We start from the raw sequence: 24169 nt of genomic DNA, 5'->3' as shown, positions 1-24169 counted from the left end.
ATTTACATATCCGCCACTTGTAACGCACAAGAGAACAGTTTGAATTAATTCAATATAAAAAATTTTAAATGAGACAATCATAGGAATTTAAAACTCTTATTAAGTTCTAAAATGATAAAGGACCATTATAAATCAATGTGTTATAAATAGATAACACACTCATCATTGAAGAGGAAGGTCTTGAGAATTTTGCTTGCAATCCTTTAACCAGACATCATAAATAGGATGCTCAACAGCATTCAAACCAGGACTATCTGCAAACATCCATCCTGTAAAAATACGTCGTATTTTTTTATCTAATGTCACTTCATTGACTTCAACAAAACCAGTTGTACGCGTTGGTTCATCTTTAGAGCTCGTATAACACGCACGTGGCGTTACCTGTAATGCACCGTACTGATAAAACTCACCAAGAGTAACTTCAAAACGTGTGGTCCGCCCGGTGATTTTGTCAAGACCCGCAAAAACAGCAATTCCATTGCTAATACGCTCAGCCTGCACTCCACTATTTAAGGATAAAAACACTAAAATTCCCATTAAAAAAAAATATAAAAAACGCTTCCCCCCTAACATAAAAAAATCTTATCATATCAAAATCAATCATACCTTAAAAATAATTCTTTTCATAACATAGAGTCAAATAAGATAAAAATACACGCGTACATTAAAACATTTTATTTTTTAGGTGACCACGCATCATAATCTTCATGCACACAAGAACGCTCTCTATTGGAGGTGATTGCCCCCTTTGGTCGATAGCTCTTACTTGTTCCTGTCATATTTGCAACATGAGGCTTTTCCCATTCATAGGGATGATAATCTTCCTGTGTTGGTGGACACTCACAGCGATGATGAATCCAACCGTGCCAACCTGGTGGAATAGTAGAGGCCTCAGAATAGTCTTTATAGATAACCCAACGGTGCGGATAACCATCCTTATGAAGTCCTCCTTCATAATATATATTTCCAAATTGATCTTCCCCTATCCGCTTACCTTTGCGCCATGTGAAAAAACGCGTACCAATGGTATTGCCATTCCACCATGTGAAGATTTGCTTAAAAAAACGAGCCATCTGCTATTCCATTCATTTAGTGCACTGATGAAATTAATCATTGAAATAAATTTGTTAACAATTGAAGTTACCGAAAAAGTTACTAGTAAATTCAGCTACAATTCCAATATGATAGAATAATGTGCTATCCCTTAATTTCAAGAAGATATCATATGTATGGCTTCTTCTCCACCTCATAAAATTTAATCTATCCCAAGTTTCATCTTAACCAATTCATTAACAGCTTGAGGATTTGCCTTACCACCTGTTGCTTTCATTACCTGTCCAACAAACCAACCAACTAAAGCAGGTTTGTGTTTTGCTTGCGCAACTTTATCAGAATTATTGGCAACGATCTTATCAACAGCTCTTTCAATAGCCTTTGTATCCGTTACCTGCTTCATATTTCGCTCTTCTACAATTTGACGTGCATCTCCCCCCTCATTCCAAATAATCTCAAAAAGATCTTTGGCAATTTTTCCAGAAATAACGCCTTCTTTTATGAGATCAATAATGCTTCCCAATTGATTTGGCGATACTGGTGACTCTTCAATCTCACGATTACTTTTATTTAAAGCCCCTAAAAGGTCATTAATCACCCAATTTGCAACTATTTTTCCATCACGCCCACGCGCTACTTCTTCAAAATAATCAGCAATAGCCTTTTCTGTCACAAGAATGGAAGCATCATACACTGTCAATCCCATTTCCTTAACAAAACGTGCTTTTATAGCGTCAGGTAATTCTGGTAAGTCTGCTGCCAAAGAATCCACAAATCCTTGATCAAATTCTAATGGTAAAAGATCAGGATCAGGAAAATAACGATAATCATGCGCTTCTTCCTTTGAGCGCATAGAGCGCGTTTCACCTTTAGCGGCATCAAAAAGCCGTGTCTCTTGATCTATGATGCCTCCATCTTCTAAAATTGCGATCTGACGACGCGCTTCATATTCAATCGCCTGACCAATAAAGCGAATAGAGTTAACGTTTTTAATTTCACAGCGCGTTCCAAAATTTTCACCAGGACGACGAACAGATACATTGACATCTGCACGCATAGAACCTTCATCCATATTGCCATCGCAAGTGCCTAAATAACGAACAATCGTACGCAATTTTGTCATATAGGCTTTGGCTTCATCTGATGAGCGCATATCAGGTTTGGAAACAATTTCCATAAGAGCAACACCAGAACGATTAAGATCTACAAAAGACATCGTTGGATGTTGATCGTGCATCGATTTTCCAGCATCCTGTTCAAGATGCAACCTCTCAATTCCCACTTCAATATCCTCAAATTGGCCATTCGAATCTGGACCAACAGATATGATAATCTTTCCCTCTCCCACAATGGGATAGCGAAATTGAGAAATCTGATACCCCTGCGGTAAATCTGGATAAAAATAATTTTTGCGATCAAAAACAGATTTTAAATTAATATGCGCCTTTAATCCTAACCCCGTTCGAACCGCTTGACGAACACATTCTTGATTAAGAACAGGCAACATACCTGGCATAGCTGCATCAATAAGTGATACATGGTTGTTCGGCTCTGCACCAAATTTGGTTGATGCTCCTGAAAAAAGTTTCGAATTTGATATGATTTGCGCATGAACTTCCATGCCAATGATGACTTCCCAATCACCTGTAACTCCAGAAATAAAACGCTTAGAATCAGGAGTACGCGTATCAATGATGCTCATTGCTAATCCACTACCAATATTTAAAATATACTCACGGCTTATCTAAAACCATTCTCTTAAGTGCAATCCTAGGATATAAATCTTGCAAAAAGCCCGATTCTACCGGGCTCGTTTTGTTTGCGTAAATATTAAGCTTTTTTAGAAGCCTTTTTCTTAGCTGATGTTTTCTCTGTAGACGTTTCCTTCACTGCAGATTTTTTCTTTGCCGGCTTCTCTTCAAGAACATCTGATTCGTCATATTCTTTCATCAACTCTTCAACCGTCACTTCTTTATCTGTGACTTTTATCTGTGCTAATAAATGATCAATGACCTTTTCTTCAAAAATCGGAGCACGTAGATTTTCAACAGCTTCCGGAGTCCTACGGAAAAAATCCATAATCTCTTTCTCTTGCCCAGGATACTGGCGAACCTGATCAAAAACGGCTGCTTTTAGCTCATCTTCACTAACTTTAACACCAACCTTCATTCCAATTTCAGAAAGCACCAAACCAAGACGAACACGACGTTGCGCAAGGACACGATATTCCTCCCGTGCCTTTTCCTCTGTAATACCTTCATCTTCAAAACTGCGCCCAGCCTTTTTCAAATCATCATTAACCTGAGCCCATATATTGTTAAATTCAATCTCTAAAAGTTCTTCAGGAATCTCAAAATTATAATCAGCATCTAAAGCATCAAGAATTTGGCGCTTAACTTTTTGACGTGTTACTGAACCATATTGGCTTTCAATCTGCCCACGAACAACCTCACGTAAGCGATCTAGGGACTCTAAACCAACCTTTTTCGCTGCTTCATCATCAATTTTTAATTCATCTGGTTTAAAGACAGCTTTGACAGTAATGTCAAACTCTGCTTCTCGTCCCGCCAAATGTGCCGCACTGTAATTATCTGGGAATTTAACAAAAATCGTTTTTGCATCCCCAGCTTTCACACCAACCAATTGCTCTTCAAAACCAGGAATAAATTGTTTTGACCCAAGAATTAGTTGTGCATCATTATCTGCCCCACCTTCAAATGGAATACCTTCAAGCTTACCTTGATAATCTATAGTAATACGATCACCTTCTTCAGCCCCCCCCTCTTTTAGGGAATAATTACGCGTAGAAGAAAGGACGCGATTGACTTGATCATCAATATCCTTTTCAGGAATAGCTGCAATTTCACGGATAACCTTAATATGTTCGAAATCTTTAATTTCAATTTTTGGTAAAACTTCATACTTTAAACTAAAAGTAAAATCGGCTTTGCCATCTAGAATTTTTTCATCTTCATCTATATCAATTTTCGGCTGTATCGCTGCACGTTCATTGCGGTCCGCTAAAACAGAACGGGGCGCATCACTGAGTATCTCATTGAGAATCTCCGCCATGAAGGATTTACCATACATTTTTCGCAAATGCCCACTAGGCACTTTACCGGGACGAAAACCATTAAGCTTAATCTTACCCTTAGTATCATCCAATCGTTCATTCAACTTTTCTTCTAAGTCTTTCGCTGGAACCACGATCTTAATTTCGCGCTTCAGTCCTTCATTAAGCGTCTCGGTAACCTGCATTAAACACCTTCATTTTTCTAATGAGAGGGATAAACCCACTCTAATAATCATTACGTTCTAACACTTCGAGTCTTACATTTACCATGAAGCGGAATTTCAGACACGTAGAAATCCATAGCACTTAAGGGATTTGCCTTGGTGCGGATGGAGGGACTCGAACCCCCACGGTCTCCCGCCAGAACCTAAATCTGGTGCGTCTACCAATTTCGCCACATCCGCTCAAACTTACAAGCTAATAACCTTATACAAGCGGCGTTTCTATACCATTAATTACAGAAAAAAAGCAAACAAATATATTAAAAAAAATAAAATCTACGCTTTTCATACATAACTGCTTACGCTAAAAGTCAATTATGTTAAAAACATTTGATATCCCAATTCATATCATCGGTGGCGGTCTTGCGGGGTGTGAAGCAAGCTGGCAAATCGCTCAGTCAGGAATTCCTGTTGTTTTGCATGAAATGCGACCCGAAAAAAAGTCAGATGCCCATAAAACAGATAAATTGGCAGAACTGGTTTGTTCAAATTCATTTCGTTGCGATGATTCATTAATAAATGCCGTGGGCCTTTTACATGCTGAAATGCGATTAGCGAAATCGTTAATTATGAAAGCTGCTGATGCCAACAAAGTCCCCGCAGGTAGTGCCCTTGCTGTTGACCGTGATGGATTTTCAAAAAACGTTACGACAATACTCGAAAACCACCCTCTTATAACAATCAAACGTGAAGAAGTTCAAGAAATTCCTAACGCTTGGAAACATGTTATCATTGCAACGGGTCCCCTTACCTCGCCTGCACTTGCTCAAGAATTACAAGCAATAACCGGTATAGAAGCTCTTTCTTTTTTTGATGCGATTGCACCTATTATCCATACCGATAGTATTGATATCAACATTTGTTGGTATCAGTCTCGCTATGATAAAATTGGTCCTGGGGGAACAGGAAAAGATTACCTTAATTGTCCCCTCAACAAAGAACAATATGAAACATTCGTTGAAGCGTTAAAAAATGCTGAAAAAACAGAGTTTCGTAACTTTGAAAAAACACCCTATTTTGATGGATGCCTCCCCATTGAAATTATGGCTGAGCGTGGAGTTGAAACGTTAAGACATGGTCCTATGAAACCTATGGGCTTAACCAATGCCCATAACCCTACAGTTAAACCCTATGCTGTCGTTCAATTACGTCAAGATAATAAACTTGGAACGCTTTACAATATGGTCGGCTTTCAAACAAAACTGAAATATGGTGAACAAATTCGCATTTTTAGAATGATTCCCGGTCTTGAAAAAGCAGAGTTTGCGCGTCTTGGTGGTCTTCACCGCAATACCTACCTCAACTCGCCAATCATTCTTGATCAAACCCTTCGTTTAAAACAAAAAAAGCAACTACGCTTTGCAGGGCAAATTACTGGATGTGAAGGTTATGTAGAATCAGCGGCAATAGGGCTTCTTGCTGGACGTTTTGCTGCTGCCGAATATCATCATATTTCTCCTTGCCTACCCCCACAAACTACAGCATTCGGAGCCCTTTTGAATCATATTACGGGGGGACACATCATAGATGAAAAAGCAGAAACACAGTCCTTTCAGCCAATGAATATCAATTTCGGACTCTTTCCCCCTATTGCTCCTATTAAACATTCAGGAAAACGCTTACCAAATAAAGAAAAAAAATTAGTAAAAAAACAAGCCATAACAGCGAGAGCTCTCAATGATTGTACTCAGTGGTTAGCAAATAAAGAATCAAAGAGTTCCTGTTTATAAAAAACACACGATTCGCCTCTCACCTACTGAATAGATCTTTATGTCTGTCGTGAAAAAATCATTCTAAAGCCTTTTAAAGACTGTCTGCCTCAATCAATAAATACTATCCTACATTTCATCATTTATTCAATTATGTAGGTGCTGTAAAATAATTTTTGGCTATAAAAAACCTTTACCGCTATCAACAATTTAATATGATTTAATGACTAAAGATAAAATAATCATATAAATATATTATGAATAATCAAAATTAAATAGATGAAAAATACACAAGCAATACTGTATTATTTCTATTAACAGTTTTTATATTACGTAATACATATTATTTTATAAGAATAATTTTTCTGTTTTTAACTTTCTCCCTCAAAATTTGTGATATTCTCTCATTTTTTTAACTCTTGTATGATGAAGAAAAAACGCTCGCTTGTATATCACAAGCAAAATAAAGATATGAAAAAAATATTTGTAGAATAGAGCTGAATCTATCTCTCCCCTCTCAAATGCCAAGAAAAATCACAATATTGAAAGCGAAATCTGAATATCATAAGATTCTTTGATTTCAGTCTCTCTTATAATAAATCAATAAAAATTATCCTCTTGGTGTATCACAAGAAAGGTTGGCGTATAAATAAAAGAAGAAAACTATTCCTTATGCACTCGTCTCAGATATCGAGGGCTAGTCGTAACATTATAGGAACTGGGAAAAATAAGTACGGTGGCACCAACATGCGCTTTTATTAAACGTAAATGGCGGTATATAATAACTTTTATACGCTTCACAGAGTGTTTTGCCTCATACTGTTTACGGGTCTTGTTTTGAAATAAACACCGTAACACTTTAGTGTAACAAAAATTAACATTACATTTTATAAGCCATAGCAGTACTTCATTAATACAGTGCAATATTTTATTGGAAAGGCAAAAAACAATATATTTCAAGCTGACAGTATTTTATGCAATACTTAAAATCATTTTCAAAAATACCAGCAACATATGAAAATAAAAAAGCACCGCAAAAACCTCAAAGTTTTATATGAAAACACACATAATACATGTGTAAAAAAAAACCCGCTTATAAATAAATCGGGTTTTTTAATATAGCTTAAATTATTTTTTATTAACTGCTTCTTTAAGGCTTTTTCCTGCAGAAAATTTAGGTACAGAACGCGCTGGAATATCGATTTCAGCACCAGTTGAAGGATTACGCCCCTTTGTTGCAGCACGATGAGAAACTTCAAAAGAGCCAAAACCTGGAAGACGAACATCTCCCCCTGAAGCCAAAGCTTCTGTTACAGAAGCCATAAAAGCATCAACAACAGCACCAGCTTGGGCTTTCGAAACACCTGCCTTTTCAGCAACGGAGCTAACCAATTCACTTTTATTCATAAAATATTTCCTTTCCCTATATTACCTGACAACATGACTAATCATGTTATTGGTTAGTTTATTGAAAAGTACAGCAAACAGAAGTCTTATTTTTATCCAAAACATTGTTTTTTAGCAATAATCACAGTTATTCACGGAATTTTTCACTTTTTCCAACAAAAAACAGAATAATAACCTCAACAACGCCTTCTGCCACCTAAAAAATGCCGTTATAAATAAGATAAGTGAATCAGTGTGCAATCTGTATTCCTTCACTATCATTGCTTTCTGATCGGATTGGAACAGCCACTGTAGAAGATTCTTTCCATTCAATAGTGTCTGGAAAACAAACCAAAGCGTGTTTTAAAACTTCACTCACATGAGTTACCGGAATAATTTCCATATTATTTTTGACATCATCAGGAATATCAACCAAATCCTTTGCGTTTTCTTCAGGAATAAGTACTTTTTTTATTCCTCCTCGAAGAGCTGCTAGGAGTTTTTCTTTTAATCCACCAATTGGTAAAACGCGTCCACGTAAAGTAATTTCACCAGTCATTGCTATATCTTTATGCACAGCTATTCCTGTAAGGACCGAAACAATTGCTGTCACCATTGCAATCCCAGCAGATGGGCCATCTTTTGGCGTCGCACCCTCTGGAACATGAACATGGATATCGCGCTTTTCAAAAAGTGGTGGTTCAATACCAAAGTCAACAGCACGAGAACGTACATAAGATGCTGCCGCTGAAATGGACTCTTTCATAATATCACGTAAATTTCCAGTTACAGTCATCTTACCTTTGCCGGGCATCATAACTCCTTCAATGGTCAATAACTCTCCACCGACTTCTGTCCACGCAAGTCCTGTCACAACACCAATTTGATTTTCTCCTTCAATCTGATTGTAATGATAACGTTTAACACCCAAAAAATCATGAATATTACTTTCTGTAACTTTTACAGATTTTTGTTGCGTTTTGAGAATTTTTGTAACGGATTTGCGGGAAATTTTCATGAGTTCACGCTCAAGATTACGAACGCCTGCCTCACGTGTGTAAAACTGAATAACCGATCTTAGTGCTCCATCAGAAATACTGAGTTCTTTTTTAGACAAACAGTGATCTTTTAGTGCCTTTGGTAAAAGATGCTGTTTAACAATTTCCATTTTCTCACATTCAGTATAACCAGCAATACGAATAATTTCCATACGATCCATTAACGGACCTGGAATATTAAGCGTATTGGCAGTTGTGATAAACATGACATCCGAAAGATCATATTCAACTTCCAAATAGTGATCAATGAATGTACTATTTTGTTCAGGATCAAGAACTTCCAATAAAGCGGATGAAGGGTCTCCACGAAAATCTTGTCCCATTTTATCAATTTCATCAAGCAAGAAAAGCGGATTAGATTTTTTTGCTTTTTTCATAGACTGGATAATTTTTCCAGGCATCGAACCAATATATGTTCGACGATGTCCGCGAATTTCTGCTTCATCCCGCACACCTCCCAATGAGATACGAACATACTCACGCCCCGTCGCCTTTGCAATAGAGCGCGCTAATGATGTTTTCCCTACACCAGGAGGACCTAACAAACAAATAATGGGACCTTTTATCTTTGACGCGCGACTTTGTACGGCCAAATATTCAATAATTCGCTCCTTAACTTTTTCAAGACCAAAATGTTCATTATTCATGACCTTTTCAGCAAAATCTAAATTGTTTTTAATTTTAGATTTTTTACCCCAAGGCATCGCTAATAACCAATCAAGATAGTTACGTACAACTGTCGCTTCTGCGGACATAGGAGACATATTCCGTAATTTTCTCAATTCTGCCCCAGCTTTTTCCTGTGCTTCCTTGGATAGTTTTGTATTCTTGATACGTTCTTCTAATTCAGAGAGTTCATCTCGGCTATCATCACCTGCTCCTAACTCTTTTTGAATAGCTTTCATCTGCTCATTGAGATAATATTCTCGTTGGTTTTTTTCCATTTGCCGTTTAACATGCGAACGAATACGTTTTTCAACCTGCAAAACAGAAATTTCTCCTTCCATAAAGGACAAAACACGTTCAAGACGGGCCCGTACAGGTAAGAGCTCTAATATTTCCTGTTTTTCTGCAAGTTTAATCATCAAATGAGAAGCAATCGTATCGGCAAGCTTAGAAGGATTATCAATCTGGCCAATCGCATTGACAACTTCAGGAGAGATTTTTTTATTAAGCTTTACATAGTTTTCAAAATAAGCAATCACTGACCTTGAAAGAGCTTCAATCTCAACATCACTCTCTCTAGGTTCTTCTGTAACAGTTGCAAAAGCCTGATGATAACCTTCACTTAAAGAAAATTGACTAATTTTTGCACGTGTAGTTCCTTCAACCAAAACCTTTACAGTACCATCAGGAAGCTTTAAAAGTTGAAGAATATTAGCAAACGTACCAATATGATAAATATCCTCTGATTTTGGATCATCATCAGAAGCATTTTTTTGTGTCACCAATAGTATTTGCTTGTCAACCGCCATCGTTTCTTCAAGAGCACGAATTGATTTTTCGCGGCCCACAAAAAGTGGAACAATCATATGGGGGAAGACAACAATATCACGAAGAGGTAAAACAGCATAAACCCCATCTCTTACTTCATCTGTCTTTTCATCAATATATTGCATAACTCTCCTTTCTGGAGCCTATGAGCTATCTACAACAACCAGCCCACCTTTAGAAAACCTCAGCTCTTCACAGTACATGAAGTGGTAATTACTAATACATAAATCAAGCATTATAATGATATTATTAGAAACACCCATCAAATACCGTTCATTACCACCTTTTATATTGTGCATCGCACAATGTCATGCTGATACATTTTCTTTATCGTCTGCACGCTCTGAGTAAATATAGAGAGGACGCGCTTTCCCATCAACGACATCACTCGAAATAACCACTTTTTGAACGCCTTCAAGAGCCGGTAGCTCAAACATTGTCTCAAGAAGGATCTTCTCCATAATAGAACGTAACCCACGAGCACCGGTTTTACGTTCAATTGCTTTCTTTGCAATAACACGTAAAGCATCTTCATGAAATGCTAACTCAACATTCTCCATTTCAAAAAGACGCTGATATTGCTTTACTAACGCATTTTTAGGTTGTGATAAAATTTGCATGAGAGCGTTAATATCTAAATCCTCTAAGGTAGCGACTATAGGAAGGCGCCCAATAAATTCTGGTATTAAACCAAACTTTATAAGATCTTCAGGCTCTAAATCACGAAAAATTTCACCAACACAACGCTCATCAGGAGCCTTAACGGTCGCAGAAAAACCAATAGAAGTTTTTTCACCTCGCCCTGAAATAATCCGTTCTAAACCTGCAAAAGCTCCCCCACAAATGAATAAGATGTTTGTGGTGTCAACCTGAAGAAACTCTTGTTGCGGATGCTTACGTCCACCTTGAGGAGGAACAGAAGCAATCGTTCCTTCCATAATTTTTAATAATGCTTGCTGAACTCCTTCCCCCGAAACATCTCTCGTAATAGAAGGATTATCTGCTTTACGAGAAATCTTATCAACCTCATCAATATAAACAATACCACGCTGCGCACGTTCAACATTATAATCTGCTGCTTGAAGAAGCTTAAGAATAATATTTTCAACATCCTCACCCACATAACCTGCTTCAGTCAAAGTGGTCGCATCCGCCATCGTAAAAGGCACATCAATAATACGTGCTAATGTTTGTGCAAGATAAGTTTTACCACAGCCCGTAGGACCAACAAGAAGAATATTTGATTTAGCTAACTCAATATCATTGCTTCTAGACTGATGCGCCAACCGTTTATAATGATTATGAACAGCAACAGAAAGAACACGCTTTGCATGCTGCTGACCAATAACATAGTCATCAAGAACTGTTATAATTTCCTGTGGCGTAGGGACACCATCACGCACCTTAATCCCAGAAGACTTATTTTCTTCCCGAATAATATCCATGCAAAGCTCTACACATTCATCACAGATAAATACAGTAGGCCCCGCAATGAGCTTACGCACCTCATGCTGACTCTTGCCGCAGAACGAGCAATAGAGAGTATTTTTTGATTCGTTCCCACTATTGCTAATTTTGCTCATTTTTCGTTCCTTTCACCACGATATATGAATACTTTGCCTTTTCAAAGGAGGCTTTTCATCATGAAAACTAAAAGACATATAGAAAACCATGCATGTCTCAATATTTTTAGGTGTTTCTTTTATTTTGCGATATTTTTTATAAAACTCTTTGATTTAAAGTAGTTGTTTTTTCTATAAAAATTCTTAATCTTTTTCTTCTTCTTTAGTTTCTGCACGATATTGTATAACATCATCAACTAAGCCAAACGCTTTGGCTTCTTCTGCTGTCATAAAATGATCGCGATCGAGAGTTCTCTCAATAACCTCATAACCTTGACCTGTATGTTGAACATAAATTTCATTTAAACGCCGTTTCATCTTTATAATATCTTGCGCATGTCGCTCAATATCTGAAGCTTGACCTTGAAAACCACCAGATGGTTGATGCACCATAATACGTGCGTTTGGCAATGTAAAACGATGACCTTTTGCTCCAGCTGTTAACAATAAAGACCCCATAGATGCCGCCTGCCCCATGCAAAGCGTAGAAACAGGAGGCCGAATAAACTGCATAGTATCATAAATAGCCATACCAGATGTTACGACACCACCTGGAGAATTAATATAAAGACTAATTTCTTTTTTAGGATTTTCCGCTTCCAAGAAAAGCAATTGTGCACAAACAAGCATCGCCATACCATCTTCAACAGGACCATTAATAAAAATAATTCGCTCCTTTAAAAGACGAGAAAAAATATCATAGGCCCGTTCACCACGATTGGTTTGTTCAATAACCATAGGAACAAGGCTTAATGCTGTTTTCATTGGATCACTCATATTTTCACTTTCCGTTCATATAACAACCGCTCTTTACACATTCAATGTTTTTATCCATACGTTAACATTACTCTCTTGCGCAAGCTACAATCAAGAGCTGTTTAAGATAGATTAAAATCTCAATAGTTAAAATAGCAATAATAACTCTACCTAAACAAATGATGAACATCAGAAATGCGAGATACCGCCAAATGGTAAAAACTTCCTTCCTGAGGTCTTTTCGTTGTCTTTGTCTTTCTGTGAATATGAAAGCCTATCAAGCGTGAATCTGTAAGCGGCTTTACACCAAAAGCAGGTTCAAAAATACGTCCAGCTTTTCGCCCAGTCCAATAATAAAAAGTTTCCTTTTCCTTTGCTTCATGAAAAAAAACCATATCATTTTGCTAATCGTGAAATACCATCATTGCCAAATATCGTAACGCCAAGACTTCCTGGTAAAATCGGCATTTTTTCTCTTTAACTAGAACGGTCTCCAAACACAACGCTTAAATCCAAGCCAATGAGAAATAACTTCTGTGCCTGCCCAGTAATCTTCAAATACTTTTATAATAGGGTTATTGGGCGGAAAATAAAGTGCAAAAACGCCTACTCTTGTATTATTTCCTTTTGCCAACCAAACCTTATCCGCATCTGGATGAAATTGTTTAACAAGGTAAACATCTGTATCTAACCAAACACCTTGTTGATATTTTATCAGCATAACACGAAAAAAAATCCGAGAACTGAACAATTGTACACCCTGGTTTATCATCAGAAAAATCGGGATCAAGGCGATAAATTGCTGAGCGTGATAAAATTGATTCGGCTTCATGCAACTCAACACCAGCAGAGAGATTATATTTTTTATCATAACTAAAAAGCTTAACGCGCTGTCCAGTTTTAATCATTGAGGAAAACAAAGCCTATCCACCAATCTTAATGTCCACTATACCCAAAAGTACAAATGTCCATAGATAATGTATCAAAAATATTCTAAACTTACGCGAAAGAGTTGTTCAACATCACGAACCCTATCAGCAAGAGCAAAAATCACTATTCTATCACCAGACAAAATACGTGTATCTGCCGAAAGCTGTATTATTGTCTTATTGCGATAAATTGCACCAATTCTCAAACCATCTGATAAATTGAGCTCTGATAATGACTTACCAACCAATGAAGATGTTTGCATCACTTCAGCTTCAATAATTTCTGCTCGGCCATTAAAAACTGAATGAACAGAACGAATACGCCCACGGCGCATTTGTTGCAAAATTCTCGATATTGTAACGCTATGGGGATTAAGATATGCATCCACACCAACAGCACGACTAAATTCTTGGTAGGCAACATTATTAATCAATACCATATTGGCTTTGCAGCCCAATCTTTTAGCAATAATAGCGCTTAAGAGATTAACCTGATCTTGATTGGTCAATGTAATCATTAAATCGGACTGATCAATTCCTGCCTCTTGAAGAATCACTGGATCTAACACGTTACCGTATAAAACTGTTGTTTTTTCAAGCTGATCAGCAATTGTTAGAGCTCTTTCTCTATGTGATTCTATAATCTTCAATTTTAATTTATGGAAACGCTTTTCAATAGCCTGTGCAACATAAAGTCCAATGTGACCACCCCCTGCAATAATCATGCGGTGGGCATCTTGTTCTTTATGACCAAAAAGCCCGACAGCACGACGCATCTGTTCACGAGCAGCAACAAGATAGGTTATATCACCAACGCGTAATTGCGTTTCTGAATGTGCAACCAATAATTCCGCACCACGTTTAATAGCGGTAACCGTCGTATGAAGATCTGGAAAAAGCTCTGTTAATTGACGCAAAGGTGTATTAATAACTGGACAATCTTCCATGCATTCCAAGGCTAGCGCAACAATATCATCATTACAAAAATAAAGAACATCTATTGCACCAGGTAAAGCAATACGGCGCAAAACCATTTCACCAACTTCAACTTCTGGCGAAATAACCACATCAATGGGAATATTTTCTCTGGAAAAAAGCGTCTTATAACGTGGTTCTAAATAAGATTGTGAGCGAATACGAGCAATCTTTGTGGGCACATTAAATAATGAATGTGCTACCTGGCAAGCTACCATATTGACTTCATCAAACAAAGTGACAGCAATCAACATATCAGCTTTGTCTGCATCTGCATCCAAAAGAACTTCAGGACGTGAACCGTGACCCACAAAACCTCTTACATCCAATGTATCGCGAATCTTTTCAATTAATCTCGTTTCAATATCAATAACAGTAACATCGTGATTTTCAGCAGCAAGACGCTCTGCTATCCCATAACCAACCTGTCCTGCTCCGCAAATAATAACACGCATCGCTTTAAGAAACTCCAAGCGCTTTAAGTTTACGGTGCAAAGCTGAACGCTCCATGCCTATAAATTCAGCAGTACGTGATATATTTCCGCCCAAACGTCCAATCTGCGCCACTAAATATCTCTTTTCAAACAATTCTCGTGCTTCACGTAACGGCAAATCCATTATATTTTCATCTGAATCCATCTGAAGGCGTGGCAAAGAATCACTTACTTCACTGGGAAGAAAGTCTGCTGTTATAGGACCGTCACCATCCCGCGCAAGAATAAGAAGACGCTCAATATTATTACGTAATTGCCGCACATTACCCGGCCAAGCGTGCGTTTGCAAAATAGCAATCACATCATCACTGATTGCACGCGGTTTAATTCCAACCTGCTGTGATATTGTTTTTACAAAATGATGTACAAGTTCTGGAATATCTTCACGACGCGCAGAAAGGGGCGGAACAGCAATAGGAACAACCGAAAGACGGTGGAAAAGATCTTCTCTAAAGCGCCCATCGGAAATGAGGTTTTTAAGATTTTGCGCTGTTGAAGAAATAATACGGACGTCCACCTTAACACGTTTTGTGCCGCCAACTCTCTCAAATGTCTGCCCCGTTAACACCCGAAGAATCTTACTTTGAGTCTCTCGTGGCATGTCAGCAATTTCATCAAGATATAATATACCGCCATGAGCTTCCTCTAAGGCACCGATTTTGCGCTCTCTTCCTTCCATTTCACTGCCAAACAGCTCTATTTCCATTCTTTCCGGAGTAATCGTTGCAGCATTTATTGTAACGAATGGCCCATTCGAACGCGTTGAGAGCGCATGAATAGTTCGTGCAACCGTCTCTTTTCCTGCCCCTGAAGGACCTGTTATCAGGATGCGACTATTGGTTGGTGCTACTTTTTCTATGATTTGGCGCAAATTTTTTACAACTGTCGATTTTCCGAGCAACTCTAATGTCTCGTTCGAACGCTTTCGCAATTCTAAAAGCTCACGTTTCAAATTTGAGTTTTCAAGTGTTCTCTCTGCAACCAATACAAGTCTATCAGCTTTAAAAGGTTTTTCAATGAAATCATATGCCCCTCGCTTTATAGCGGAAACAGCCGTCTCAATATTACCATGACCAGAGATCATAACAACCGGAAGAGCCGGATATTGCATTTTAATTTCATCAAGAAGTGCTAAACCATCGAGACGACTACCCTGTAGCCAAATATCCAAAAAAATGAGCTTTGGAATACGCTCACTAATTTGAGCCAATGCCTCATCAGAGTTACAAGCAACACGCGTTTCATAACCTTCATCATCTAAAATACCAGCAACAAGCTCACGAATATCTGCTTCATCATCAACAATTAAGATATCTGATACCATACTATTCCCCTATCTTATGTTATGGCTTGTATAATACTACCCTGCTTACCCCTATCCGCCAGAAATATCAAACGGATCATCGCGCCACGACCTTCATAAAAACTCTCCGGTGCATCATGCAGCTCCATGGAACCACCGTGATCTTCAATAACTTTGCGCACAATGGCTAATCCGAGCCCTGTTCCTTTTTCCCGCGTTGTTATATAGGGTTCTAATAACTTTTGTCTTTGCTCTTTAGGAAGTCCTTTCCCATTATCAACAACATCCACAACCACCCATTCCTCTTGACGATAAGAACGAACAAGAATATGACCGTGAATATTTTCCTCTCGCATAACTGAATCTATGGATTCGCTCGCGTTTTTGATGACATTGCAAAAAGCCTGTACAATGAGGCGGTTATCAAATGCACCTATAAGTGGTAGACTTCCTAAATCTTGCTCAAAATGAATATCATGTCGCGTCACTTCTATCAAGAAACATGCTTCGCGCAACAATTCTCGTATATCTAAAATATGCATTTGTGGTTTGGGCATACGTGCAAAAGAAGAAAACTCATCAACCATACGCCCAATATCTCCAACCTGTCGAATAATTGTCTCAATACACCGCTCAAAGACCTCTCTATCTTGTGTAATAACTTTGTTATAACGTTTACGAATGCGTTCAGCAGATAACTGAATGGGAGTGAGGGGGTTTTTAATTTCGTGTGCAATACGCCGTGCAATATCCGCCCACGCCGCTGTACGTTGTGCTGCAACAAGGTCTGTAATATCATCAATTGTTAGAACCCAAGATTGACCCTGTCCATCATCCTCTTCCATCGTAACTTGAACATTACAGACACGCTCTTTTCCTGCAACGTTTAAAGTAACCTGCTCACGATGATTTTTACGATCCAATGAACGTGCAAACTGAAAAACCTGCCAAATTTCAGCACTTAAAGATAAAAGACTTTGTCCAACAACATGTTCAGAGCGAATATCAAACATCGCTTCAATAGACCGATTAATAATTGTAATATCACCATTATCATCTATACCTGCTACCCCTGCTGTTACACCGGATAACACTGCTTCAGAAAAACGCCGTCTCTCATCAATTTGATCACGCACTGCAATCAACTCATTGCGCCGACTTTTCAATTCACTAACCATGTAATTAAAAGTTTTGGATAATTGCCCAATATCTCCGTCCTTCGCGCGTACCGGCACGAAAATTTCCATATTTCCAGTAGCGACATCATCAGCAGCACTAATAAGAAGACGAATAGGACGTACTAAGCGATCAGCGACAGCAATAGCGGCCCAAATAGCTGATAAGAATAAACTAAAAAAAAGACATAAATAAAGCATCCCAAATGCAATTTGCGTCAGCAGGCGATTTTCATTTAAATCACGGTAACGATCTGTATTGACTTCTGTCAAACGCAAAGCAGATAAAACACCCTTATCAACGTCACGCACTAAATATAAAAATGTGTTTGGAATGTTGGTAAATTTTAAAATAATACCAAAATAATCATGAACGCCTGGTTGAAAAGAAAAAGGCCTCGCACTGGTTGCACGTTCAATAAGATTGGAAGGAGGAATTGGCAGTTTATCTTCATCACCAAGAGCACTCGATACAAAAATAGCTCCGCTAGAACTTAACAAAAATGCACCACGCAAATTGCGTCCTATAGCATGACGCGTCAATTGCATCCTATATTCAGCTGGATTACGTTCTAAGAGTTTTTTGTTATCAAGTGCAAATGCCATCGCGTAGGATAAATTTTTTAAATTTTGAAGCATTTCATCTGCATAAGCATTTGCTAAATCAATAGAAGAGCCCACAATTTGCCGCGTTGTTGTATCAAACCATCGATCAAGTCCCAAATTTAGTGCTGGACCCGATACAAGAGCTACAGCAACAGCTGGCATTGTCGCAACAAGTGCAAACAATGAAATAAGGCGCACATGGAGACGCGATCCTGCACGCCTTGAACGCCAAGCACGAATGATCGGAATCATCTCATAAAAAACGATGACAATAAGCCCTAAAACCCAAAAACTATTAATCCCTATAAGAATAAGGGTTACTGTTCTACTGGGAACAACAGAGGTTAATCCAATAAGAATAATAAACGAAATAGAGGCCGTAAGTAAAGCCAATACGATAATTGTGATCCCTAAAAAAATATATACCTTACTTAAACGATACAAATCATCATTATAAGTATTTTTATCTATGTCTTGAAGATTTGTCACAGATGCTATATTCACCATGAGCTTACGTACCCTTATCCCATTATTCTCATATAACCTTTTGTAGCAAAAATTGACAATACTAATACTACATTTAAAATAGAGCAAACATAGTCAATGAGAAAGAATTTCTACATTTTGCAAAATATCTTTAAAATAAACTGCGTTCGACAATACTTTACGAAGGAAATGAGATGCGATTAACAAAACAAACAAATTATGCTCTTCGAATGCTCATGTATTGTGCAGATAATCAGGGAACTCTCAGTCGTGTTCCAGAAATTGCTAAAGCATATGCCGTTTCAGAACTTTTTTTATTTAAAATCCTTCAGCTGCTTGTTCAAGCAGGTTTTATACAAACAGTGCGTGGACGCAATGGTGGAGTTAGATTAGCTAAACCCGCAGCAGAGATTTCAGTCGCTGATGTTGTGAAAGTAACAGAAGACAGCTTCTCCCTCGCAGAATGTTTTGATACTGCAGAACCGACTTGCCCCTTGATCGATTTTTGTAGTTTAAATACCGCACTTCAAAAAGCATTAAATGCTTTTTTTGAGGTATTATCCGTGATATCCCTTGCTGATCTACAACAACCATCCTTTCAAAACCATTTTAAAATTAACGACAAAAAAGCAAACTAAGATTATAATACAAGGAGATTAAATATTTCTATTGCAGCAATAATATTAGCCGCTGGCCGCGGTGAAAGAGCAGGATATCCCCATAAAATTCCAAAACAATATCGACTTCTAGGACAAAAGCCGATTATTTATCATACCGTGCATTGTTTTGTCCAGCATCCAGCCATCACAACGATTATCCTTGTTATTCATCCAGAAGATCGTCAAACCTGTGAACAAACACTCACCGATTTTAAAGAGCGCCTTATTATCGTTGAAGGAGGCAATACACGTCAAATCTCCACCTTACATGGACTTCAGGCACTCAAAAAATTCAATCTCCAATATGTACATATTCATGATGGTGCACGCCCCTTTATCGAAAACAAGCTTCTTGATAACATTCACAACACTATCACGCCTCAAGAAGGTGTTCTTCCTGTTCTGCCCATCTCTGATACCCTTAAACGTGTAAATAATCAGCATGTTTTAGAAACAATTTCCCATACCCATCTTTATAGTGCACAAACTCCACAGTGTTTTCCCTTTGAACATATCTTAGCGGCCCATAAACAAGCAAAACAAGCTTACAAAAAAGAATTCACTGACGATTCTGCGATTGCCGAATGGTTTGGAATTCCTATGCGTACCGTTCCTGGGGATCCTCACAACATAAAAATCACATGGCCCAAAGATTTTGATACCGCCCATTTATATCTTCAGAAAAAAATGCAAATGTTTCCTGATATCCGTACTGGTAATGGTTATGATGTTCATTCTTTCGAGGAAGGAGATTTTCTTATATTATGCGGTATAAAAATCCCTTTTCATAAAAAATTAAATGGACACTCCGATGCAGATGTCGCTCTTCATGCATTAACAGATGCCCTTCTTGCTACCCAAGGTGCTGGAGATATCGGGACACATTTTCCTCCTTCTGATCCTCAATGGAAAAATGTATCATCAGAAATCTTTCTCCGTCATGCTCTTGGTCTTCTAAAACAAGCAGGGGGTCGTATTGCCAATGTTGATATTACAATTATCGCTGAAAATCCTAAAATTGGTCCCTATCGCCATGCTATGACAGAAAATCTTATGACAATACTTGCAATGACACCTGATCGAATCTCTATCAAAGCAACAACAAATGAAAAACTCGGTTTCATTGGTCGTAATGAAGGAATTGCTGCTCTTGCAACAGCGAGTGTTCTTTATCCAGGAGAAATTCCCCAATGACATATTGTTGTGAAAAACAAGCACGTGAAGTCATTAATATCTGTCGCCAAAAGGGTTTGTTGTTAACAACTGTAGAGTCTTGTACAGGAGGACTCATTGCAGCAAGCCTCACAAATATTGCAGGATCGTCAGATGTTCTCGATTGTGGATTTGTTGTTTATTCAAATGAATCCAAAACACGCCTTGTTAGCGTGTGTGCTGAACTTATAAAAACCTATGGTGCCGTTTCAAAAGAAATTGCTCTTGCAATGGCTGAGGGTGGATTAAAATATTCGCAAGCTGACATTGCAGTTTCTGTAACAGGAATTGCAGGTCCAGGAGGCGCAAGTTTAAACAAACCTGTAGGTCTTGTGCATTTCGCAGTTGCTTACAAAAATTATAAAACTCTGCACAAAGAAATGCGCTTTGGGAAGCTTAATCGTAAAGCTATCCGCCATGCAACTGTTGAAAATGCTTTTCAAATGATTCTGGAATTACTTCACTGAATTCCTCATACCAATTTCAAAACTCCCTATTCTACATTGGAGTTCATAATCATAAACATCAGAATGATTTATTATATCACAACTTAGAAATGAAAAACCCGAATATCATAAAATTATCTCCTGTCCTGTTTATGTTGAATCAATCAAACTTGGAAAACGAGAGAAGCCTATGGTATTAAGAGTTTTAATGCAATATGAATAACACTATATTATCATTATAAATCAATGTGTTATCTAATAATATTTGTAATGTTCTGTTTAAAGGATGTTTCCCTAAAAAAGAAAGAAATCATAAAGATGGAAATCGATTTTCATCTTTACGCCTTGATAAGTAAGCTGTATTGTTAAAAATAAAATAGAATAGACTATGTTACCGTAGAGCCATAAATCTGATGGGCACGTTTTTCAAAAGCATCTGTAAATTTACGAAACGCAATATCAAACATTGAGCCCGTCACGCGTCCAAGTATTTTACTTTTAAATTCATAATCAATAAAAAACTCTACATTACATGCGTTGGTATTTTCAATATTATGAAAGACCCAACGATTTTCGAGATATTTAAACGGACCATCAATATAGTTAACCTCTATTAAACCTTTTTTTGGCTGCAGAAAAACTTGGGTCGTAAAAGTTTCTCGAATAACCTTATAGCCAACGGTCATATCTGCAAGAATCAATGTCTTTTCCTCATATTCCTTGCGAGAACGTATTATTAAAGCCTCACACATAGGTAAAAACTCAGGATAACATTCAATATCTGACACAAGATCAAACATCTCACGAGCACTATGGGCAACTTGCCGATGTGTTGAAAAAGTTGGCATAATTATCTCTGTAAGGAAAATTTTTCATCACGCGCTTTTTGCAAAATGGCAAAATCATCTCCAGCATGATGAGACGAACGGGTTAGAGGATTGGAGGCCATATGTAAAAATCCTTTTACTTTACCAATCTTGGCAAAAGACTCGAATTCTTCAGGAGGCACAAAACGAACAACTGGATGATGTTTTCGCGTAGGCTGCAAATATTGTCCAATTGTCATAAAGTCCACATCAGCAGAGCGTAAATCATCCATCAATTGCAGAATTTCATTTCGTTCCTCCCCAAAGCCAACCATAATTCCTGATTTTGTGAAAATTGTTGGATCAAGTTCTTTAACGCGTTGTAATAAACGAATTGAATGAAAATAACGTGCCCCTGGACGAACCTTCAAATATTTAGAAGGAACTGTTTCTAAGTTATGATTAAAAACATCAGGCTTAGCAGCAACAACAATTTCTAAAGCACCATCCTTATGACGAAAATCAGGTGTAAGAACTTCAATTGTCGTTTTAGGAGTTTTTTGACGAATCGCATAAATAACTTTTGCAAAATGCTCAGCCCCACCATCAGCGAGATCATCACGATCAACAGATGTAATGACGACATGTTTTAATTCCATCCGTGCAACAGCATCGGCTACACGTTCTGGTTCATTATCATCAACGGCAAGTGGAATGCCTGTTGCAACGTTGCAAAAAGCACAGGCACGCGTACATATCTCACCTAAAATCATAAAGCTAGCATGCCGTTGGCTCCAACATTCGCCAATATTAGGGCAACCAGCTTCTTCACATACAGTCACTAACTTATGCGTACGTACAATACCATGTGTTTCCTTATAAATTGGTGATGTTGGCGCTTTTACACGAATCCAATCTGGCTTTTTTTGAACGTTTGTATCCGGACGATGTGCCTTTTCAGGATGACGCAAACGTCTATTTGTAACTCTATCAACAACCGTAACCATTTAAGCCTTTGCCTTATAAATACAAAGTAACAATCAAAAATATAAAATCTTTTATACAATCCAGTCATCAAGCATTTAAAACTTGACCATAAGCATCCAATACACTTTCTTTCATCATTTCCGATAAGGTCGGATGTGGAAAAACAGTGTGCATTAATTCTTCTTCTGTTGTTTCAAGATTCATGGCAATAACAAAACCCTGTATCAATTCTGTTACCTCAGCCCCTACCATATGGGCCCCAAGAAGCTGTCCTGTTTTTTTATCAAAAATCGTTTTTACTAACCCTTGATCTTCACCCAAAGCAATCGCCTTACCATTCGCAGAAAAAGAATAACGACCAATACGTATATCATAACCTGTTTCTTTTGCTGTAGCTTCTGAAAGCCCTACAGAAGCAACTTGCGGTGTGCAATAGGTGCATCCTGGAATTTTTTTCTTATCAAGCGGATGAACACTCTTTAAACCAGCAAGATGTTCAATACATATTACACCTTCTTCTTCTGCTTTATGAGCTAACATAGGAGGACCTGCCACATCACCAATAGCATAAATACCCGCAACCCCTGTCCAGCTCCATTCATCGGTTACAATGCACCCACGATCGGTTTTTATTCCCAAAGCTTCTAACCCAAGATTCTCAATATTACCCTGCACCCCAACAGCGGAAATCAACCGGTCAACAGTCATTGACTCTGTTTTGCCCTTAACATCAATATGTACAGACACAGAATCGGAAGATTTTTCAACCTTTGTTACTTTTGCTTGGCAAAGAATACGTAAACCTTTTTTCTCTAACTGTTTACGAGCAAATGTTGAAATTTCAATATCTTCAGCGGGCATGATATGGGGCATCATTTCAACAACAGTTACTTCAGCTCCCATATCACGATAAAAAGAGGCAAATTCAATGCCAATAGCCCCAGACCCTATAACCAAAAGCGATTTTGGCATTGCTGGCGGTATCATAGCTTCAAAATAAGTCCAAATGAGTTTTCCATCTGGCTCAATACCAGGAAGGACACGAGGACGTGCACCCGTTGCAATAATGATATGCTTTGCTTGATAAATCCCCTCCCCTAATGTTCCTTTAGGGATTGGATTTTGCGGTTGCATAACCGGTTTAGAGGATGAAGAAACCATAATTTCCGCAGGTTGGTTTCCTTTTGCTTCTTTCGTAAGCTTCGCTTCACCCCAGATAATATCAATTTTGTTTTTTTTCATTAAAAAACCAACACCAGCATTTAAACGTGCTGAAACGCTGCGTGAACGTGCCACAACATCTTTGACGTTAGCCTCAATTGAACCATTAATTTTTAGTCCATACTCTTTTGCATGTTCAGCAAAATGTTTCATTTCCGCTGAACGTAAAAGAGCTTTTGTTGGTATACACCCCCAATTTAAACAAATCCCTCCCAGATGTTCACGTTCAACAATCGCAGTCTTAAATCCACATTGCGCTGCACGAATTGCGGTTACATATCCGCCTGGACCTGATCCAATCACAATTACATCATAAAGATTTGCCACAGTAATTCCTCCATGGATATATATATAAAATGGATATGCACTTTTTGAACTTAAGACTGAAAATCAACATGATAAAATTGTCTCATGTTTTTTACTCTAAGCTTCACATAAATGCTTTACCAAAACCGAAGCAGCAATAACCTTGCTCTTCAAACTCTTTAAATTTACTTT

Annotated in this window: 18 protein-coding genes, 1 tRNA gene and 1 pseudogene; 4 read left to right on the top strand and 16 right to left on the bottom strand. The window is 38.0% G+C overall.

Annotated elements, in window-relative coordinates; translation table 11 throughout:
- Positions 1 to 162: 162 nt before the first annotated feature.
- The 5 genes from QHG57_RS05250 to QHG57_RS05230 all read right to left on the bottom strand — a co-directional run bounded on the left by QHG57_RS05250 (position 163) and on the right by QHG57_RS05230 (position 4530).
- Positions 163 to 537, bottom strand: coding sequence for a DUF2155 domain-containing protein (locus QHG57_RS05250; protein ID WP_330169579.1), 375 nt, complete (start codon positions 535 to 537; stop codon positions 163 to 165).
- A gap of 137 nt (positions 538 to 674) precedes the next feature.
- On the bottom strand, positions 675 to 1073 hold the full coding sequence (locus QHG57_RS05245) for an NADH:ubiquinone oxidoreductase subunit NDUFA12 (RefSeq protein ID WP_330167426.1): 399 nt from the start codon (positions 1071 to 1073) through the stop codon (positions 675 to 677).
- Between the two features lie 182 nt (positions 1074 to 1255).
- Positions 1256 to 2755 (bottom strand): Asp-tRNA(Asn)/Glu-tRNA(Gln) amidotransferase subunit GatB, encoded by a 1500-nt coding sequence (gene gatB / locus QHG57_RS05240; RefSeq protein WP_330167425.1) that lies wholly within the window; start codon positions 2753 to 2755, stop codon positions 1256 to 1258.
- A gap of 128 nt (positions 2756 to 2883) precedes the next feature.
- Positions 2884 to 4311 (bottom strand): trigger factor, encoded by a 1428-nt coding sequence (gene tig, locus QHG57_RS05235; protein ID WP_330167424.1) that lies wholly within the window; start codon positions 4309 to 4311, stop codon positions 2884 to 2886.
- A 136-nt stretch (positions 4312 to 4447) separates the two neighbouring features.
- A tRNA-Leu gene (locus tag QHG57_RS05230) sits at positions 4448 to 4530 on the bottom strand.
- 134 nt (positions 4531 to 4664) lie between these two features.
- Between QHG57_RS05230 and trmFO the strand changes: the two genes are divergently transcribed.
- Positions 4665 to 6077, top strand: coding sequence for a methylenetetrahydrofolate--tRNA-(uracil(54)-C(5))-methyltransferase (FADH(2)-oxidizing) TrmFO (gene trmFO, locus QHG57_RS05225; protein WP_330168863.1), 1413 nt, complete (start codon positions 4665 to 4667; stop codon positions 6075 to 6077).
- Between the two features lie 1107 nt (positions 6078 to 7184).
- Here the strand turns inward: trmFO and QHG57_RS05220 are convergent.
- The 8 genes and pseudogenes from QHG57_RS05220 to QHG57_RS05185 all read right to left on the bottom strand — a co-directional run bounded on the left by QHG57_RS05220 (position 7185) and on the right by QHG57_RS05185 (position 18358).
- Positions 7185 to 7463 (bottom strand): HU family DNA-binding protein, encoded by a 279-nt coding sequence (locus QHG57_RS05220; protein ID WP_012231443.1) that lies wholly within the window; start codon positions 7461 to 7463, stop codon positions 7185 to 7187.
- A 229-nt stretch (positions 7464 to 7692) separates the two neighbouring features.
- On the bottom strand, positions 7693 to 10119 hold the full coding sequence (gene lon, locus QHG57_RS05215; protein ID WP_330168862.1) for an endopeptidase La: 2427 nt from the start codon (positions 10117 to 10119) through the stop codon (positions 7693 to 7695).
- 183 nt (positions 10120 to 10302) lie between these two features.
- Positions 10303 to 11577 (bottom strand): ATP-dependent Clp protease ATP-binding subunit ClpX, encoded by a 1275-nt coding sequence (clpX, locus tag QHG57_RS05210; RefSeq protein WP_330168861.1) that lies wholly within the window; start codon positions 11575 to 11577, stop codon positions 10303 to 10305.
- Positions 11578 to 11760: 183 nt separating this feature from the next.
- Positions 11761 to 12393, bottom strand: a complete 633-nt coding sequence (gene clpP, locus QHG57_RS05205) for an ATP-dependent Clp endopeptidase proteolytic subunit ClpP (RefSeq protein ID WP_330168860.1) — start codon at positions 12391 to 12393, stop codon at positions 11761 to 11763.
- 146 nt (positions 12394 to 12539) lie between these two features.
- Positions 12540 to 13344 (bottom strand): annotated as a pseudogene (locus tag QHG57_RS05200) (glycosyltransferase family 32 protein).
- Positions 13345 to 13354: 10 nt separating this feature from the next.
- Complete coding sequence (gene trkA, locus QHG57_RS05195; RefSeq protein ID WP_330167420.1) at positions 13355 to 14731, bottom strand: Trk system potassium transporter TrkA; 1377 nt, start codon at positions 14729 to 14731, stop codon at positions 13355 to 13357.
- Between the two features lie 4 nt (positions 14732 to 14735).
- Positions 14736 to 16094: a nitrogen assimilation response regulator NtrX gene (gene ntrX, locus QHG57_RS05190; protein WP_330167419.1), complete on the bottom strand. Its 1359-nt coding sequence runs from the start codon at positions 16092 to 16094 to the stop codon at positions 14736 to 14738.
- Between the two features lie 14 nt (positions 16095 to 16108).
- The gene (locus tag QHG57_RS05185) at positions 16109 to 18358 is read right to left on the bottom strand and encodes a sensor histidine kinase NtrY-like (protein ID WP_330168817.1); all 2250 of its coding nucleotides are present in this window, start codon (positions 18356 to 18358) and stop codon (positions 16109 to 16111) included.
- Between the two features lie 176 nt (positions 18359 to 18534).
- Here QHG57_RS05185 and rirA point away from each other — a divergent pair, with 176 nt between their 5' ends.
- Genes rirA through QHG57_RS05170 form a run of 3 tightly spaced genes read left to right on the top strand, consistent with a single transcriptional unit; the run spans position 18535 to position 20678 of the window.
- A complete protein-coding gene (gene rirA, locus QHG57_RS05180; protein WP_330167418.1) occupies positions 18535 to 18978 on the top strand; it encodes an iron-responsive transcriptional regulator RirA in 444 nt (147 codons plus the stop codon).
- 24 nt (positions 18979 to 19002) lie between these two features.
- Complete coding sequence (locus QHG57_RS05175; RefSeq protein ID WP_330168816.1) at positions 19003 to 20193, top strand: bifunctional 2-C-methyl-D-erythritol 4-phosphate cytidylyltransferase/2-C-methyl-D-erythritol 2,4-cyclodiphosphate synthase; 1191 nt, start codon at positions 19003 to 19005, stop codon at positions 20191 to 20193.
- Positions 20190 to 20678, top strand: a complete 489-nt coding sequence (locus QHG57_RS05170; protein ID WP_330167417.1) for a CinA family protein — start codon at positions 20190 to 20192, stop codon at positions 20676 to 20678. Before QHG57_RS05175 ends, QHG57_RS05170 begins: the two co-directional genes overlap by 4 nt.
- A 365-nt stretch (positions 20679 to 21043) precedes the next feature.
- Here QHG57_RS05170 and QHG57_RS05165 read toward each other — a convergent pair whose 3' ends face one another.
- The 3 genes from QHG57_RS05165 to lpdA form a co-directional block, all read right to left on the bottom strand.
- Positions 21044 to 21505: a type II toxin-antitoxin system RatA family toxin gene (locus QHG57_RS05165; RefSeq protein ID WP_330167416.1), complete on the bottom strand. Its 462-nt coding sequence runs from the start codon at positions 21503 to 21505 to the stop codon at positions 21044 to 21046.
- Positions 21506 to 21507: 2 nt separating this feature from the next.
- The gene (lipA, locus tag QHG57_RS05160) at positions 21508 to 22470 is read right to left on the bottom strand and encodes a lipoyl synthase (protein ID WP_330168859.1); all 963 of its coding nucleotides are present in this window, start codon (positions 22468 to 22470) and stop codon (positions 21508 to 21510) included.
- Between the two features lie 67 nt (positions 22471 to 22537).
- Positions 22538 to 23998 carry a dihydrolipoyl dehydrogenase gene (lpdA, locus tag QHG57_RS05155; protein ID WP_330167414.1) on the bottom strand — a complete coding sequence of 487 codons (1461 nt, stop codon included), beginning with the start codon at positions 23996 to 23998 and terminating at the stop codon, positions 22538 to 22540.
- Positions 23999 to 24169: the final 171 nt, after the last annotated feature.

Source organism: Bartonella grahamii subsp. shimonis (assembly GCF_036327415.1).
Lineage (GTDB): Bacteria > Pseudomonadota > Alphaproteobacteria > Rhizobiales > Rhizobiaceae > Bartonella > Bartonella shimonis.
Note: the sequence above shows the minus strand (reverse complement) of the source record. Positions and strands in the feature narration are given on the sequence as shown.

Bases quoted from the DNA above. Each gene is read 5' to 3' on its own strand.
- clpX (WP_330168861.1), bottom strand. From the start codon at position 11,577: ATGAGCAAAATTAGCAATAGTGGGAACGAATCAAAAAATACTCTCTAT.
- lon (WP_330168862.1), bottom strand. From the start codon at position 10,119: ATGCAATATATTGATGAAAAGACAGATGAAGTAAGAGATGGGGTTTAT.
- trkA (WP_330167420.1), bottom strand. From the start codon at position 14,731: ATGCGTGTTATTATTTGCGGAGCAGGACAGGTTGGTTATGGGATAGCA.
- QHG57_RS05170 (WP_330167417.1), top strand. From the start codon at position 20,190: ATGACATATTGTTGTGAAAAACAAGCACGTGAAGTCATTAATATCTGT.
- tig (WP_330167424.1), bottom strand. From the start codon at position 4,311: ATGCAGGTTACCGAGACGCTTAATGAAGGACTGAAGCGCGAAATTAAG.
- ntrX (WP_330167419.1), bottom strand. From the start codon at position 16,094: ATGGTATCAGATATCTTAATTGTTGATGATGAAGCAGATATTCGTGAG.
- lipA (WP_330168859.1), bottom strand. From the start codon at position 22,470: ATGGTTACGGTTGTTGATAGAGTTACAAATAGACGTTTGCGTCATCCT.
- trmFO (WP_330168863.1), top strand. From the start codon at position 4,665: ATGTTAAAAACATTTGATATCCCAATTCATATCATCGGTGGCGGTCTT.
- QHG57_RS05250 (WP_330169579.1), bottom strand. From the start codon at position 537: ATGGGAATTTTAGTGTTTTTATCCTTAAATAGTGGAGTGCAGGCTGAG.
- QHG57_RS05165 (WP_330167416.1), bottom strand. From the start codon at position 21,505: ATGCCAACTTTTTCAACACATCGGCAAGTTGCCCATAGTGCTCGTGAG.
- gatB (WP_330167425.1), bottom strand. From the start codon at position 2,755: ATGAGCATCATTGATACGCGTACTCCTGATTCTAAGCGTTTTATTTCT.
- rirA (WP_330167418.1), top strand. From the start codon at position 18,535: ATGCGATTAACAAAACAAACAAATTATGCTCTTCGAATGCTCATGTAT.
- QHG57_RS05245 (WP_330167426.1), bottom strand. From the start codon at position 1,073: ATGGCTCGTTTTTTTAAGCAAATCTTCACATGGTGGAATGGCAATACC.
- QHG57_RS05220 (WP_012231443.1), bottom strand. From the start codon at position 7,463: ATGAATAAAAGTGAATTGGTTAGCTCCGTTGCTGAAAAGGCAGGTGTT.
- clpP (WP_330168860.1), bottom strand. From the start codon at position 12,393: ATGAGTGATCCAATGAAAACAGCATTAAGCCTTGTTCCTATGGTTATT.